The following is a 14134-nucleotide window of genomic DNA, read 5'->3' as shown; positions in this document are numbered from 1 at the left end:
ATCATCCGTAGCTCAGCTGGATAGAGTACTCGGCTACGAACCGAGCGGTCGGAGGTTCGAATCCTCCCGGATGCACCATATTCTCCGTACTTTCAGCAATGCAGATAAGATAGCGGTAATCACCGCTGGCATCAGAAGGATAACGTTGCGTCAGCAACGGCCCATAAGGCGAATAATCCTCCCGGATACGTCACTGCCCTGCAATCGCTTTTCCCCTTATCCTGAATATACCTCTTCATCTCTATTAGCGACAAAATCAACCAATTGCGATAAAGTACTGTCTGGTTATTCGGTTTGCGAGAACACGATGTACGCACGTTATGCTGGTTTGATTTTTGATATGGACGGTACTCTCCTGGATACCGAACCCACGCATCGCAAAGCGTGGCGTGAGGTTTTGGGGCGCTATGGTCTTCGTTTTGATGAACAGGCAATGGTCGCGCTTAACGGTTCGCCAACCTGGCTTATCGCCCAGTCAATCATTGAGCTTAACCATGCCGATCTTGATCCCCTGTCACTGGCGCGTGAGAAAACCGACGCGGTAAAAAGCATCCTGCTGGACTGCGTAGAACCGCTGCCGCTGGTTGAGGTGGTCAAAGCGTGGCATGGGCGGCGTCCCATGTCGGTCGGTACCGGTAGCGAAAGCGCTATCGCGGAAGCCTTGTTAGCGCATCTGGGGCTGCGTCGTTATTTTGATGCGGTTGTGGCGGCAGATCACGTACAGCATCACAAACCTGCGCCTGACACCTTCCTACTGTGCGCCCAGCGGATGGGCGTCATGCCGACGCAGTGCGTGGTATTTGAAGATGCCGATTTTGGTTTACAGGCGGCGCGGGCGGCGGGAATGGATGCCGTGGATGTCCGACTATTGTGAGTGACGGACTGTCGCTCCTGTCTCTGTTTGCCAGTAGTTTTCTCAGCGCGACGCTGTTACCCGGTAATTCTGAGGTGGTTTTGGTTGCTATGCTGGTCTCCGGCGTCAGTCATCCCTGGGTCTTAGTCTTAACAGCAACAATGGGTAATAGCCTTGGAGGGGTAACTAACGTTATTCTTGGGCGTTTCTTTCCGCTGCGCAAAACGTCGCGCTGGCAGGAAAAAGCGACTGGCTGGCTAAAGCGTTATGGCGCAGCCACACTATTATTAAGCTGGATGCCGGTCATCGGTGATTTGTTGTGCCTGTTAGCGGGATGGATGCGCATCCCGTGGGGGCGGACGATCTTTTTTTTGTGTCTTGGTAAGGCGCTGCGCTATGTTGCGCTCGCAGCGGCGACGGTTCAGGGCATGATGTGGTGGTAATAATTGTAGGTTTGGCATGTATGGCCGCCATTACAGTTATGCTTATTAAAACGATTTGGACAGGCGGGAGGTCAATTTGATCCCGGACGTATCACAGGCTCTGGCCTGGCTGGAAAAACATCCTCAGGCGTTAAAGGGGATACAGCGCGGGTTAGAGCGCGAAACGCTGCGTGTCAATGCTGATGGCACGCTGGCGACAACAGGTCATCCTGAAGCGTTAGGTTCAGCGCTGACCCATAAATGGATTACCACGGATTTTGCGGAAGCCCTACTGGAGTTTATTACGCCAGTCGATGGCGATATCCAGCATATGCTCACTTTTATGCGCGATCTCCATCGGTATACGGCCAGGAAACTGGGCGATGAGCGGATGTGGCCATTAAGTATGCCCTGCTATATTGCGGAAGGGCAGGACATAGAGCTGGCGCAGTACGGCACATCCAATACCGGGCGCTTTAAGACGCTCTATCGCGAAGGGCTGAAAAATCGTTATGGCGCTTTGATGCAAACCATCTCCGGCGTACATTACAATTTTTCATTACCGATGGCGTTCTGGCAGGCGAAATGCGGCGTTACGGAAGGCGAAGCGGCAAAAGAAAAAATTTCTGCCGGCTATTTTCGTCTGATTCGCAACTATTACCGTTTTGGCTGGGTCATCCCCTATCTGTTTGGCGCGTCTCCGGCCATTTGTTCCTCTTTCCTGCAAGGAAAGCCAACCACATTACCGTTTGAAAAAACGGACTGCGGCATGTACTACCTGCCGTATGCGACGTCGCTGCGTTTGAGTGATTTGGGCTATACCAATAAGTCGCAAAGCAATCTCGGAATTACGTTTAACGATCTACATGAATACGTTGCAGGTCTGAAGCGCGCGATTAAAACCCCTTCCGAGGAGTACGCGCGGATTGGTGTGGAAAAAGACGGTAAGCGGCTACAGATTAACAGCAACGTTCTGCAAATTGAAAATGAGCTGTACGCGCCCATTCGTCCCAAGCGCGTGACGCGCAGCGGCGAATCGCCTTCTGACGCGCTTCTGCGTGGTGGTATTGAGTATATTGAAGTTCGTTCTCTCGATATTAACCCGTTCTCACCGATCGGCGTAGACGAGCAACAGGTGCGCTTCCTCGATCTGTTTATGGTCTGGTGCGTATTGGCCGATGCGCCGGAAATGAGTAGCGATGAGCTGTTATGTACGCGTACTAACTGGAATCGCGTTATTCTGGAAGGGCGTAAGCCGGGCCTGACGTTAGGCATTGGCTGTGAAACTGCGCAATTCCCGCTGCCCAAAGTAGGGAAAGATCTTTTCCGCGATCTGAAACGCGTGGCGCAAACGCTGGACAGTATCCACGGGGGAGAGGAGTATCAAAAGGTGTGTGACGAGTTGGTCGCCTGCTTTGATAATCCTGAACTGACATTCTCCGCCCGGATCTTACGGTCTATGATTGATGAAGGCATTGGCGGCACCGGGAAAGCGTTCGGTGAGGCTTACCGTAATCTGTTACGCGAAGAGCCGCTGGAGATTTTACAGGAAGAAGAGTTTATTGCTGAACGTGACGCTTCAGTACGTCGTCAGCAGGAGATTGAGGCGGCGGATACCGAGCCGTTTGCCGCGTGGCTTGCAAAACACGCCTGACCCAAAAGAAAAAGGCCACTCACGGAGTGGCCAAAATTTCATCGCTGAAAACAGGGATGATGATAACAAATGCGCGTCTTTCATATACTCAGACTCGCCCCGGAACAAAGAGTTCAGTTTATTTTTAAAAAATTATCGGAGGTGACTAAATGCCATTATTAGATAGCTTCGCAGTCGATCATACCCGGATGCAAGCGCCGGCGGTCCGGGTTGCAAAAACGATGAACACCCCGCATGGCGACGCAATCACCGTGTTTGATCTGCGTTTTTGCATTCCGAACAAAGAAGTGATGCCGGAAAAAGGGATTCATACGCTTGAGCATCTGTTTGCTGGCTTTATGCGCGACCACCTCAACGGTAACGGCGTTGAGATTATCGATATCTCGCCGATGGGCTGCCGCACCGGCTTTTACATGAGCCTGATTGGCACGCCGGACGAGCAGCGTGTTGCCGACGCCTGGAAAGCGGCGATGGCGGATGTGCTGAAAGTGCAGGATCAAAACCAGATCCCGGAGCTGAACGTTTACCAGTGCGGTACGTATCAGATGCACTCGCTCAGTGAAGCGCAGGACATTGCCCGCCATATTCTGGAGCGTGATGTGCGCGTGAACAGCAATAAAGAGCTGGCGCTGCCGAAAGAAAAACTGCAGGAACTGCATATTTAGTCTTATTGGTAAGCGTTTCCAGTATTTAAATTAACCCCGGTTTATGGCCGGGGTTTTTTATTGCTTAATATAATTTGCGTTTATTATATTTGCGGCGAGAATACATTTTAAATTAAGTAATGCCTGGCCTGTTAAATAATAAAATGTGATCTGGCAAACAGAAAAGGCGGATAACTCACGATGCCAGAGTGTATTGATCACATAAACTAAAAATCATAAATAATTAATAGAAAAACATAATGGAATGCGCCAGATATCCAGGTAATAACAAGACTCTACTAATAGCCGGTCGATGGGGTTTTTAGCAAATCTTATCTGGTATACATCAAACTTAAGGGATAAAAAATGAAGGCTAAATATTTGGCGCTGATGATCGGTGCTTGCTTTTCTCATAACCTTTGGGCAGCGAATAATATCACTATTGAGCAGCGTCTGGCTGAACTGGAGCAACGTGTTGTTAATGCTGAAAAACGGGCATCCGATGCCGAGGCGCAAATTCGCTCGCTGAAACAGCAGCAGGTCGCCGCTACGCCGACGGTGAATGTCCAGTCTGCCGAGCCCACTGCAGCAGGTAAAACGCCGCCGAAGCTGACCTTATCCGGATTCAGCGATATTAAGTTCTATGGCGATGTCGAATTTAATATGGATGCGGCAAGCCGTTCCGGTAGCCTGACATCGATGAGAACGTCAGCGAATAAAGATTGGGCATCAGGAACCAATGAACGCTGGGATATTAACGGGCGCTTGTTGCTGGGCTTTGATGGCTACCAGCGGTTGGACAACGGTAATTTTGCCGGATTCTCTGTACAGCCTCTGGCGGACCTGACCGGAAAAATGAACCTTGATGATGCCGTTTTCTTCTTTGGTCGTGAGAATGACTGGAAAATTAAGGTTGGTCGTTTTGAAGCCTACGATATGTTCCCGCTGAATCAGGATACGTTTATTGAATATTCGGGGAATACAGCGAACGATCTTTACAGTGACGGTTACGGCTATATCTATATGATGAAAGAAGGACGGGGACGTAGCGACAGTGGGGGTAACTTCCTGCTGAGCAAAACCATCGACAACTGGTATTTCGAAGTTAACACATTGCTGGAAAATGGCAGTACGTTATATACAGAGAAGCAGTACCACGGAATGGATTTAACCAACGATAAAAACGTGGCTTACGTCCGTCCGGTTATTGCCTGGCAAAACGGGCGTTTTTCAACGGCGATAGCGATGGAAAGTAACGTCGTTAACAACGCCTATGGCTATTATGAGAATGGGAAGTGGATCGATCAGTCAGATCGTACGGGCTATGGTTTTACCATGACCTGGAATGGTCAAAAAACTGACCCGGAAGATGGCGCGGTGATTAACCTGAATACCGCTTATATGGATGCGACCGATGAGACAGATTTTACCGCTGGGGTGAATGCGCTGTGGCATCGATTTGAACTGGGTTATATCTATGCGCATAACAAAATCGAAGCCTTCAATGCTACTAATATCGATGCCGTTTGTGAGGACGATTGCTGGATCACCGATCCCGGCAATTATGACATTCACACTATTCATGCCTCATATTTATTCCCCAACGTGATGGATATGAAAAACTTTAACATCTACCTCGGTGCCTATGCTTCATGGGTAGAGTCCAATCCGAATAATGGCGATAACAGTGAAGATGCGCGTTACGGCGGGCGTCTGAGATTCAAATATTTCTTCTGATTGTTGGTCTACTAAAAAAGGGATCCGCAGATCCCTTTTATCAGATAGTTAGTGCGCGCCGCCACCGCCGCCGCCCGCACCGAAGGGCGGTTTGGCGAACCACACCAGGCCGAGCAGCACCAGGAAGATCCCCGCCGACATCCAGAAGATTTCGTTGGCGGAAATAATCAGCCCCTGATTCGTGATTTGCTGGGCTATCCAGCCTGACGCCTGTTGGTGCGTCATCCCTAAGCCTTCCAGTTTATCGTACATAGCCTGAGCGTTTGGATTATACGCCGTAATCGACTCCGTGAGCTGAGCATGGTGTAGCGACTCACGATCGGTCCACATAGTGGTGGTAATCGAGGTGCCGATGGAGCCTGCCAGCGTTCGCGTGAAGTTCGACAGGCTTGATGCCGCCGCCAGCCGTTCTGGCGGTAACCCGGAGAGCGTAATGGTGGTCAGCGGCATAAAGAAGCAGGCGACGGCAAATCCCTGAATAAACTGCGGCCATGCGGAAGCGCCGAAATCCATACCCGGTTCGAACGTCCAGGCGCGCCAGTAAAAACAGACGGCGTACATAATGAAGCTGAACGTGACCAGCCTGCGCATATCCAGTTTATGCGCGAAGCGTCCGATAATCGGCGACAAAATTACCGGAATAATGCCGACTGGCGCCGACGCCAGACCTGCCCACGTTGCGGTATAGCCGTACACCTCTTGCAAAAGCTGCGGCAGTAGAACAATGGCGCCGAAATAGAGCATATAGGCAAGGCTGATGCACAAGCAGCCAATCGTGAAGTTACGCGATTTAAAAAGAGAAAGATCGACGATAGGGTGATCGTCGGTCAGTTCCCAGACGATCAGGAAACTGATGGCGATGACGGCGACCACGGTCAGGATGATAATTTCCTGCGAGGAGAACCAGTCCAGCTCTTTACCGCGATCGAGCATAATTTGCAGGCTGCCGATGCCAATCACCAGTAACGCCAGCCCGACGGCGTCAATACGTCGCCGTTCGGTATGCGTTTCACGTCCGCGCAGCGTGTGTAACGTCATCAGGACGACGGCGATGCCAATCGGCACGTTGATGAAGAAAATCCATCCCCAGTGGTAATTATCACTGATGTAGCCCCCCAGAATCGGGCCGCAAATCGGCGCGACAATGACGGTCATTGACCAGAGCGCCAGCGCAATGGAGCGCTTTGCAGGCGGATAGTTATTCAGCAACAGGCTTTGCGAGAGCGGAATCAGCGGCCCGGCGACCACGCCCTGCACCACGCGGAAGAAGATCAGCATATTCAGGCTGCTGGATACGCCACAGGCCCAGGAGGCCGCGGCAAAGGCGACCGTCGACCACATGAACAGTTTGACTTCGCCAAAACGTTTCGCCAGCCAGCCGGTTAAGGGAATCGAGATAGCGTTCGCCACCCCGAAAGAGGTGATAACCCATGTCCCCTGGCTTAGGGAAGAACCCAGGTTCCCGGCGATGGTCGGAATCGCCACGTTGGCAATGGTGGAGTCCAGCACCTGCATGAATGTCGCCAGCGACAGCGCGATCGTCATGATGACGAGCTGCGCGCCCTCCAGCGGTTTTTGCTGTTGCATCACACGCACCTCAGGATTAACCCGCGTTAGCCTGTACGATGTCGTCGATCAGTTTATTGACCGGCGCGAGATTAATTTCGCGTGCGTTACTTTCGGCAACCGGCGTCGTTCGTACCTGGCTGGCCAGTACCTGACCGTCGCGATTAGCGGTATCCACGGTGACCAGCGTCGATAAACCAATACGCAGCGGATGTTGTTCTAACTGGCGGGCGTCCAGTTCGACGCGTACCGGCAGACGTTGAACCACTTTAATCCAGTTACCCGTCGCATTTTGCGCGGGCAGCAGAGAGAAGGCGCTGCCTGTTCCCATATCCAGACCGACGACTTTACCGGTGTATTTTACGTCGTCGCCATAAATATCAGTAATCACCGTCACTGGCTGCCCAATGCGCATATTCGCTAATTGAGTCTCTTTAAAGTTAGCGTCCACCCACAGATCGGTTGCAGGCACCACGGCCATCAGCGGCGTGGTGGGGCTGATTTGCGCGCCAGGCTGGACGGCGCGGCGGGAGACATAACCGGTCATTGGGCTGACGATGCGGGTACGCTCCAGCGCCAGCCAGGCGTTACGCACTTCGGTCGCCGCTTGTTGAACCGCAGGCTGATCTTCCAGTTTACTGTTGAGTATCATTGCCTGGTTGGCATTGTACTGTTGAATGGCGACATCCAGCTGTGCCTGCGCGCTGGCGACGGCATCGCGGGCGTGTTGCAGCTCTTCACGGCCAATAAGATTGGCATTACCCAGCGGCACACGACGGTTAAGGTCGCTTTGCGCTTGCGCCAGGGCGGTTTTTTGCACGTCGATATTCGCCTGTAACTGCTTGCTGTTAATCATCAACTGGTGCGTCTGGCGCACGCTGGAGGCCAGCGCCGTTTTGGCTTTTTCAAACGCTTGTTTGGCGTCAGTCTGATCGAGCGTGACCAGAACATCGCCCTCTTTTACAAAGTCGGTGTTATCAGCCCAGACTTTCGTCACGCTGCCTGACACCTGCGCCATGATTTGAACCTGGTTCCCTGCCACGTAAGCATCATCTGTCTCTTCAATATGACGCAATACTAAAAACCAATAAATTCCATATGCCACGGCAATAATAACAAAGAGCAAGGTAAGAAGTAGCAGCGCTGTTTTGCGTTTGCCTTTCTTCTTAGCCGGTTGCTGCGGGGTTTGGATCTCCGCATTTGCGCTCATGTTGTTCTCCACGATCTTATTATTCACATCGGCTGAGCCGACCTGTTGTCAGAAAGGCCAGCAGTAACGCGTGCCGGCCTGTCCGCTTTCCTGTTATTAATCTGGATTTTTGAGCGGGTCGGCGCTTTAGCGCAGCGCCTCAAGAACAGTGCCTTCCTGCTCCATTTGATCAAGACGCGTCAGGAGTTTACGAGTGATGTGCTCAAGTTGATCTTTTTCGGCAGTGCTAAGTGATGACCAGAGTTGATGCAGACAATGATGCTGAGGCGGAAGCACTTCTTGCAAAAATGCCTGACCTTTCTCCGTTAATTGCAGATGCAGGCAACGGCGGTCGTTATCGCTCTCACGACGCTCAATCCAGCCGCGTTTTTCCAGCTCATCTGCAATGCGTGTCGCATTGGTGCGAGATGAACCCAGCGCGCAGCTTAATTCAGACGGCTGAATACTGTGGTTTTCCTGAGACTCCAGCGTAATCAACGCCATAAACAACGTCTCGTTAATCCCTTGAGCCTTCAGCATCTTATTGCGGTTTTCCAGGAGCTTGCCTTGCATGTGCATACAAAGACGAGTCAAAAGAATTTCCTGATAAGGAAAGTCTTCGTGACGGCTGGCGCGAAATTTTAGCATTTGTTCAATGGGCGTAAACGAACTATCCATTTGGGCATGACCTCATTAATTTCAGCCGATATAGTAACGACAGTGACAAATAAAGTAAATGTATTATTAATACAAAATCATTCTTTCAGGCTATAAAGCAACCAATGATACGCAGACTGAGACGTCAACGGGAGCATTGGGCCCGGTAAAGCGCCGCCTGCGGCAAATCCAGGAATGACGAGAAAAGCGTGAGTGCCTGCATGAAAAAATCAGGAGAGAACGATAAGCGGGAGGGGCGAAAGCCGGGTAAACGGCCTTACAACCCGATGCAAAAGCCACCGGAATATCACGGATAGCTATCGGTGAACGACCTTCGAATCCTTGAACGGGCGCTATTGGCCTGGGAGCAGATGGGGATGCAGGGCTTTCCATAGAATTATATTATTCTTCACCGGTATAAAAATAACCATGATAAATGAATAGCATAACCTTAACAGACTGGGGAGCTCCTTAACACCCTAAGGAGCTTAAACAAAGGTAAACGCTCACTATCCGCTTAATTTACGGCTTCCTGTCGGTGAAAACCTCGCCACCAGACCAGTAAATTAAGTAAGGCTACCGTGACACCCGCCAGACAAACGCCGGCCCAGCCGGCATGTTGCCAGGCGGAGGCGGAAATCAGCGACCCCGCGGCGCCACCGATAAAGTAGCTGGTCATATAGCCGGCGGTGAGCCGGTTACGCGCATCCGGATGCAAACGATAGATGACCGTCTGATTGGTGATATGTACCCCCTGAACGGTGAGGTCCAGTACCAGAATGCCAATAATCAGCGCCAGTACCGAGGTGTGCCCAAGCCAGATAGCCAGCCAGGAGAGTAACAGCAGCAGTAAGCCGAACGTGGTGGTGAGGTGAGATTTACCTTTATCGGCAAATCCGCCAGCCGGACGCGCGCCTAAAGCGCCGGCGGCCCCCGCCAGGCCAAACAGGCCAATCATTCCCTCGGAATAGCTAAACGGCGGCGCGGCGAGCAAAAAGGCCATTGATGTCCAGAGGATGCTGAAATTAGCAAAGGTCAGACAGCCCAGCAGCGCGCGGGTACGCAGCAGCTTATCGTGAATAAACAGGCTGAATACAGAACCCAACAGTTGCGGGTAGTTAAGATGGGTGTCGGATTTGAGCTTTGGCAGTCCGCGCCACAACGCGACGGCCATCAGCGCCATCAGCGCCGACGCTACCCAAAATACGGTGCGCCAACCGCCGAGGTTTGCCAGCAGTCCGGCGACCGTTCGCGCCAGCAGGATCCCCAGCAACAGGCCGCTCATAATGGTGCCGACCACTTTACCGCGGGTGGCGGGCGTCGCAAGCGTGGCGGCCAGCGGAACCAGAATCTGCGCCACCACGGAGAACAGTCCGGTTAAGGCCGTTCCGAGTATCATCATGCTAAGCGACTGACTGCTGGCGGTGATCAGCATTCCGCCAGCCGCCAGCAACGTCATGGAGACAATCAGCGTTCGGCGTTCAAACATGTCGCCGAGCGGCACCAGAAACAACAGGCCAGCGGCATAGCCCAACTGCGCGGCGGTAACGATAAACCCTGCGGAGCTGGCGGAAAGCGAAAAGTGATGCGCGATGGTATCAAGCAGCGGCTGGGCGTAGTAGTTGCTGGCGACCGCCAGCCCCGTGGCCACAGACATTAAAACGATCAGCGCCGGGCTAAGCCCATGAGTGGGTTTCGTCATTATGGTAATCGTGATTCAGATAATTATTTCCTGGGAAAACAATCATAGCGGATGTTGATGAATAAAGGGGAACGGTGACGTGATGAATCGTGCGCTTTGAGGAGAGATTGCGTTGGCCGGATAGCGGCGCATGAACTGCGCCGCTATCCGGCATAAAAAACGATCTTATTTCTGCGCGGCCAGCGCTTCTTTCACCCAGCCGTCAAACTGCTGCTGGTGGGCGTTGATCCAGCCGTCTACGTGGCCCTGAACATCGGCTTCAGACGATTTACCGGCATGCATCATGGCGTTCTGCGCGTTGATATCCGCCAGCGGCAACTTCATGATGGCGAACAGTTTCGCCGCCGCCGGGTTTTTCTCCGCCCATGCCTTATTGGCGACAATATGCATGGTATTAACCGGGAACCCATAGTTCGCGCCGTTCGGCAGTTTAGTATCAATATTTTTCTGTTCGCCCGGCAGAGAGGAGAACGGCACCTGTAGCCAGACGACATCTTTACCCGGCTTCATTACGTCGCTCACCCAGTACGGGGTCCAGGTGTAATACAGCACCGGCTTGCCTTCTTTAAAACGGGTAATGGTATCAGCCATCATCGCCGCATAGTTACCGTGGCTGACCTCAACGGTTTTTTGCAGATCAAACGCTTTATTCTGGTGATTGATCACGGCTTCGCAGCCCCAGCCCGGCGAGCAGCCCATCATGTCCGCTTTTCCGTCGCCATTGGTATCGAAGATTTTGGCGATTTTCGGATCTTTTAGCTGAGCGATATTGGTGATGTTGTACTGCTCGGCGGTTTTTTTATCGATCAGATAGCCCTGCGCAGCGCCGGAGACGAAGACGCCCTCGCGGTAAAACTTTTTGTCTCCGCCTGCTGCGGCATACATATCATCATGCAGCGGCTGCCAGTTCACGGCGGTAAACGTCGCATCGCCAGAGGCGATGGAGGTATAGCCTACGTTGTAATCGACTTCACTCGGCTTATTTACGGTATAACCCAACTTTTCCAGCGCCCGGCTGACCAGTAACGTCTGGAAGGACTCTTCAGAAATCGTGCTTTGGATAGGTTGAACGGTAATGCCTTTGCCAGGCAGGTCGGCAGCGAAAGCGCTGGTGGTGACAAGGGTGGCAAACGCTGAGGCAAATATCACAGTATGTCGCATCGTTGTTCCTTTAATTATGGTAGGGAGTTGTAAGCCCGGTAAGCGCAGCGTCACCGGGCGTCAGGAGAGTTACTTAACGAAAGGGCGGGTGATTAGCCCAACAGGACCGGTGGTATACCAGCGACGGTTACCGCGGCTACGCGAGTCGCGCCCGACGGCCTGCGTCAGACGGTCCAGAATGATGGCGAGAATCACAATGCCGACGCCGCCGACGGTTGCCAGCCCCATATCAAGACGACCAATGCCGCGTAATACCATCTGGCCAAGCCCGCCGACCGCAATCATCGAGGCGATGACGACCATCGAGAGAGCCAGCATCAGCGTCTGATTAACGCCTGCCATAATGGTGGGCATCGCCAGCGGTAGTTGCACTTTGAACAACATTTGGCGCGGGCTGGCGCCGAACGAGCGCGACGCTTCAATTAAATCGGCAGGCACCTGGTTAATGCCCAGGATCGTCAGGCGTATAATCGGCGGTAGAGCAAAAATAATCGTCACCACCACGCCCGGCACGTTACCGATGCCGAATAACATGACAATCGGCACCAGATAGACAAACGCGGGCGTGGTCTGCATCGCATCCAGCAGCGGACGAACTATTTTGGCCGCGCGCGGGCTGCGCGCCAGCCAGATTCCCATCGGTAATCCGATCACGACGCAGAACAACAGGGCGGTCAGCACCAGCGCCAGGGTAATCATCGCCTGCGACCAGGCGCCGATCGCGCCGATGGCGATCAGCGATATCAGCGCCGCGATCCCCATGCCCACGCCGGAAACCTGCCAGGCAATCAGCGCAAAGAGAATAATCGCCACAGGGGCGGGCATTCCCAGCAGCAGTTGCTGAAAGCCGTTAAGGATGTAATCCACCGGCACACGAATCCCCTGAAAAAGGGGACGGAAATGGGTGACGACCCAGTCGATTCCCTCTGTGACCCAGCTATCCAGCGGGATAAGCGTCTTATGGAACGGGTCCAGAAGAGAAAAGTGTTCAGGGGCTGGCGCGGGCGCGCTGTTCAACCAGTCGGTACTGCCGCCGTCCGTGGCTACGCCTGCCGGTGTTCCCCAGGCATCAGCCGTTTGCGTCGTCGTATCGGCCACCTGTGCGGTATCCCACGGATTCGTTTGATCAGCCATTGTTACCCCCCTCGCGATCTAAAGCCTGTAGCAACATACGTTTTGAAATAATGCCAACATACTGGTGTTCTTCATCGACAACCGGCACCGCGCAGGGCGCCTGACCGACGTGAGAGAGCAACTCGCTGAGTGGGGTTTGCGCATCAACGACTAAAGGGTCGTCGATAAGCGCCGCTTCAATCCCTTGCGCCTGGCTTAATGCCGCTTTTAATGAGTCGATGGACACGACGCCCACGAATTTATTGCCACGCTCAATGACGTAACCATATTCACGGTCTTCATCCTGTAATAATTTCAGTGCCGAACGGGGACCGAAACCTGGCGTTTTACGAATTAATCCGACCGGACTGCGACGGGCAATATCTTTGGCGCTAAAGACCTGACTAATATCCACGCCACGGAAGAACGTGCGGACATAATCATTTGCCGGATTATTCAGGATCTCATCCGGCGTACCAACCTGTACAACCTCGCCATTTTGCATAATGGCAATCCTGTCGCCAATACGCATAGCCTCATCAAGATCGTGGGAAATAAAGACAATGGTGCGCTGATGTTTCGCCTGTAATTTCACCAGCTCATCCTGCATTTCGGTACGAATTAATGGATCGAGGGCGGAAAATGCTTCATCCATTAATAAGATATCAGGGTTGATTGCCAGCGCGCGGGCAAGCCCAACACGCTGACGCATCCCACCGGAAAGTTCATCCGGATAGGCGTGAGCGTAATTCTCAAGCCCCACCTGACGCAAGGCGTCCAGCGCTTTTTCGCGACGCTCTTGCGCCGCGATGCCCGCTAATTCCATACCGAATGCCGTATTATCCAGCACGGTCATATGCGGCATGAGCGCAAATGACTGGAAGACCATCGCAATCTTTTTCCTGCGCACCTCGCGAAGCTCAGCGTCTGATATTTTGGCAATATCAACGCCGTCAATCAGTACCTGTCCGCGGGTGGGTTCAATCAGGCGATTGAGAAGGCGTACCATTGTGGATTTACCCGAGCCGGATAATCCCATGATGACAAATATCTCGCCTTCTTCAATGGCCAGACTGGCGTCTTTAACGCCAAGCGATAGCCCCGTTTTTTCCAGTATTTGCTCTTTCGATAGTCCCTTTTCAATATATTTGAAGGCACGCTGTGGATGCTCTCCAAATATTTTATACAGATTCTTCACTTCTAATTTAATTGCCATGCAATAGAATGATTCCTGTTATTTACTTATGTCGATATGTTACCTGATAGAAATAGTTACCTTTTTCTACCCTAACATACTCAGAATCTGAGACAACCCTGAATTTGCTTCTGGCATGAATATTGCGAGGTGCTATCGGCTGTGATTTCCCATGATATAAGGGCTGAACGCGAATGGGGAGGGAAAGATATTTTTTGAGACAACCAGCAAAAATCCACCT

The 14134-nt window shown here is 52.4% G+C and carries 12 protein-coding genes; 5 read left to right on the top strand and 7 right to left on the bottom strand.

Going from position 1 to position 14134, the window contains the following annotated elements; genetic code table 11:
- Positions 1-307 precede the first annotated feature (307 nt).
- From yqaB to ACLJPQ_RS15735, 5 genes are all read left to right on the top strand, one after another.
- Entirely contained in the window at positions 308-874 is a 567-nt protein-coding gene (gene yqaB, locus ACLJPQ_RS15755; RefSeq protein ID WP_000271296.1) for a fructose-1-phosphate/6-phosphogluconate phosphatase, read from the top strand.
- Positions 871-1296, top strand: coding sequence for a YqaA family protein (locus tag ACLJPQ_RS15750; protein WP_001279499.1), 426 nt, complete (start codon positions 871-873; stop codon positions 1294-1296). The genes yqaB and ACLJPQ_RS15750 overlap by 4 nt, the downstream gene beginning before the upstream one ends.
- Before the next feature lie 76 nt (positions 1297-1372).
- Positions 1373-2929 carry a glutamate--cysteine ligase gene (gene gshA / locus ACLJPQ_RS15745; protein ID WP_000611821.1) on the top strand — a complete coding sequence of 519 codons (1557 nt, stop codon included), beginning with the start codon at positions 1373-1375 and terminating at the stop codon, positions 2927-2929.
- Positions 2930-3078: 149 nt separating this feature from the next.
- A complete protein-coding gene (gene luxS / locus ACLJPQ_RS15740; protein ID WP_001130194.1) occupies positions 3079-3594 on the top strand; it encodes an S-ribosylhomocysteine lyase in 516 nt (171 codons plus the stop codon).
- Positions 3595-3939: 345 nt separating this feature from the next.
- Positions 3940-5310, top strand: a complete 1371-nt coding sequence (locus ACLJPQ_RS15735) for a carbohydrate porin (protein WP_000645146.1) — start codon at positions 3940-3942, stop codon at positions 5308-5310.
- Positions 5311-5358: 48 nt separating this feature from the next.
- Here the strand turns inward: ACLJPQ_RS15735 and emrB are convergent, their stop codons facing one another.
- The 7 genes from emrB to proV all read right to left on the bottom strand — a co-directional run bounded on the left by emrB (position 5359) and on the right by proV (position 13914).
- Positions 5359-6897: a multidrug efflux MFS transporter permease subunit EmrB gene (gene emrB, locus ACLJPQ_RS15730; protein ID WP_001187297.1), complete on the bottom strand. Its 1539-nt coding sequence runs from the start codon at positions 6895-6897 to the stop codon at positions 5359-5361.
- 16 nt (positions 6898-6913) lie between these two features.
- Positions 6914-8086, bottom strand: coding sequence for a multidrug efflux MFS transporter periplasmic adaptor subunit EmrA (gene emrA, locus ACLJPQ_RS15725; RefSeq protein ID WP_001275600.1), 1173 nt, complete (start codon positions 8084-8086; stop codon positions 6914-6916).
- 126 nt (positions 8087-8212) lie between these two features.
- A complete protein-coding gene (mprA, locus tag ACLJPQ_RS15720) occupies positions 8213-8743 on the bottom strand; it encodes a transcriptional repressor MprA (RefSeq protein WP_000378431.1) in 531 nt (176 codons plus the stop codon).
- A 496-nt stretch (positions 8744-9239) separates the two neighbouring features.
- Entirely contained in the window at positions 9240-10424 is a 1185-nt protein-coding gene (locus tag ACLJPQ_RS15715) for an MFS transporter (RefSeq protein ID WP_000165769.1), read from the bottom strand.
- Positions 10425-10589: 165 nt separating this feature from the next.
- Entirely contained in the window at positions 10590-11585 is a 996-nt protein-coding gene (gene proX / locus ACLJPQ_RS15710) for a glycine betaine/L-proline ABC transporter substrate-binding protein ProX (protein WP_047607345.1), read from the bottom strand.
- Positions 11586-11654: 69 nt separating this feature from the next.
- Complete coding sequence (gene proW, locus ACLJPQ_RS15705) at positions 11655-12719, bottom strand: glycine betaine/L-proline ABC transporter permease ProW (RefSeq protein ID WP_000775015.1); 1065 nt, start codon at positions 12717-12719, stop codon at positions 11655-11657.
- Positions 12712-13914 (bottom strand): glycine betaine/L-proline ABC transporter ATP-binding protein ProV, encoded by a 1203-nt coding sequence (gene proV / locus ACLJPQ_RS15700; RefSeq protein WP_000985529.1) that lies wholly within the window; start codon positions 13912-13914, stop codon positions 12712-12714. Before proV ends, proW begins: the two co-directional genes overlap by 8 nt.
- Positions 13915-14134: the final 220 nt, after the last annotated feature.

Origin of the sequence: Salmonella sp. SAL04213 (assembly GCF_046550535.1) — a bacterium.
GTDB lineage: Bacteria > Pseudomonadota > Gammaproteobacteria > Enterobacterales > Enterobacteriaceae > Salmonella > Salmonella enterica.
Note: the sequence above shows the minus strand (reverse complement) of the source record. Positions and strands in the feature narration are given on the sequence as shown.

Excerpts from the sequence above, each read along its gene's own strand:
- proX (WP_047607345.1), bottom strand. The coding sequence starts at position 11,585 with ATGCGACATACTGTGATATTTGCCTCAGCGTTTGCCACCCTTGTCACC.
- ACLJPQ_RS15735 (WP_000645146.1), top strand. The coding sequence starts at position 3,940 with ATGAAGGCTAAATATTTGGCGCTGATGATCGGTGCTTGCTTTTCTCAT.
- emrA (WP_001275600.1), bottom strand. The coding sequence starts at position 8,086 with ATGAGCGCAAATGCGGAGATCCAAACCCCGCAGCAACCGGCTAAGAAG.
- proW (WP_000775015.1), bottom strand. The coding sequence starts at position 12,719 with ATGGCTGATCAAACGAATCCGTGGGATACCGCACAGGTGGCCGATACG.
- emrB (WP_001187297.1), bottom strand. The coding sequence starts at position 6,897 with ATGCAACAGCAAAAACCGCTGGAGGGCGCGCAGCTCGTCATCATGACG.
- mprA (WP_000378431.1), bottom strand. The coding sequence starts at position 8,743 with ATGGATAGTTCGTTTACGCCCATTGAACAAATGCTAAAATTTCGCGCC.
- proV (WP_000985529.1), bottom strand. The coding sequence starts at position 13,914 with ATGGCAATTAAATTAGAAGTGAAGAATCTGTATAAAATATTTGGAGAG.
- ACLJPQ_RS15715 (WP_000165769.1), bottom strand. The coding sequence starts at position 10,424 with ATGACGAAACCCACTCATGGGCTTAGCCCGGCGCTGATCGTTTTAATG.
- luxS (WP_001130194.1), top strand. The coding sequence starts at position 3,079 with ATGCCATTATTAGATAGCTTCGCAGTCGATCATACCCGGATGCAAGCG.
- yqaB (WP_000271296.1), top strand. The coding sequence starts at position 308 with ATGTACGCACGTTATGCTGGTTTGATTTTTGATATGGACGGTACTCTC.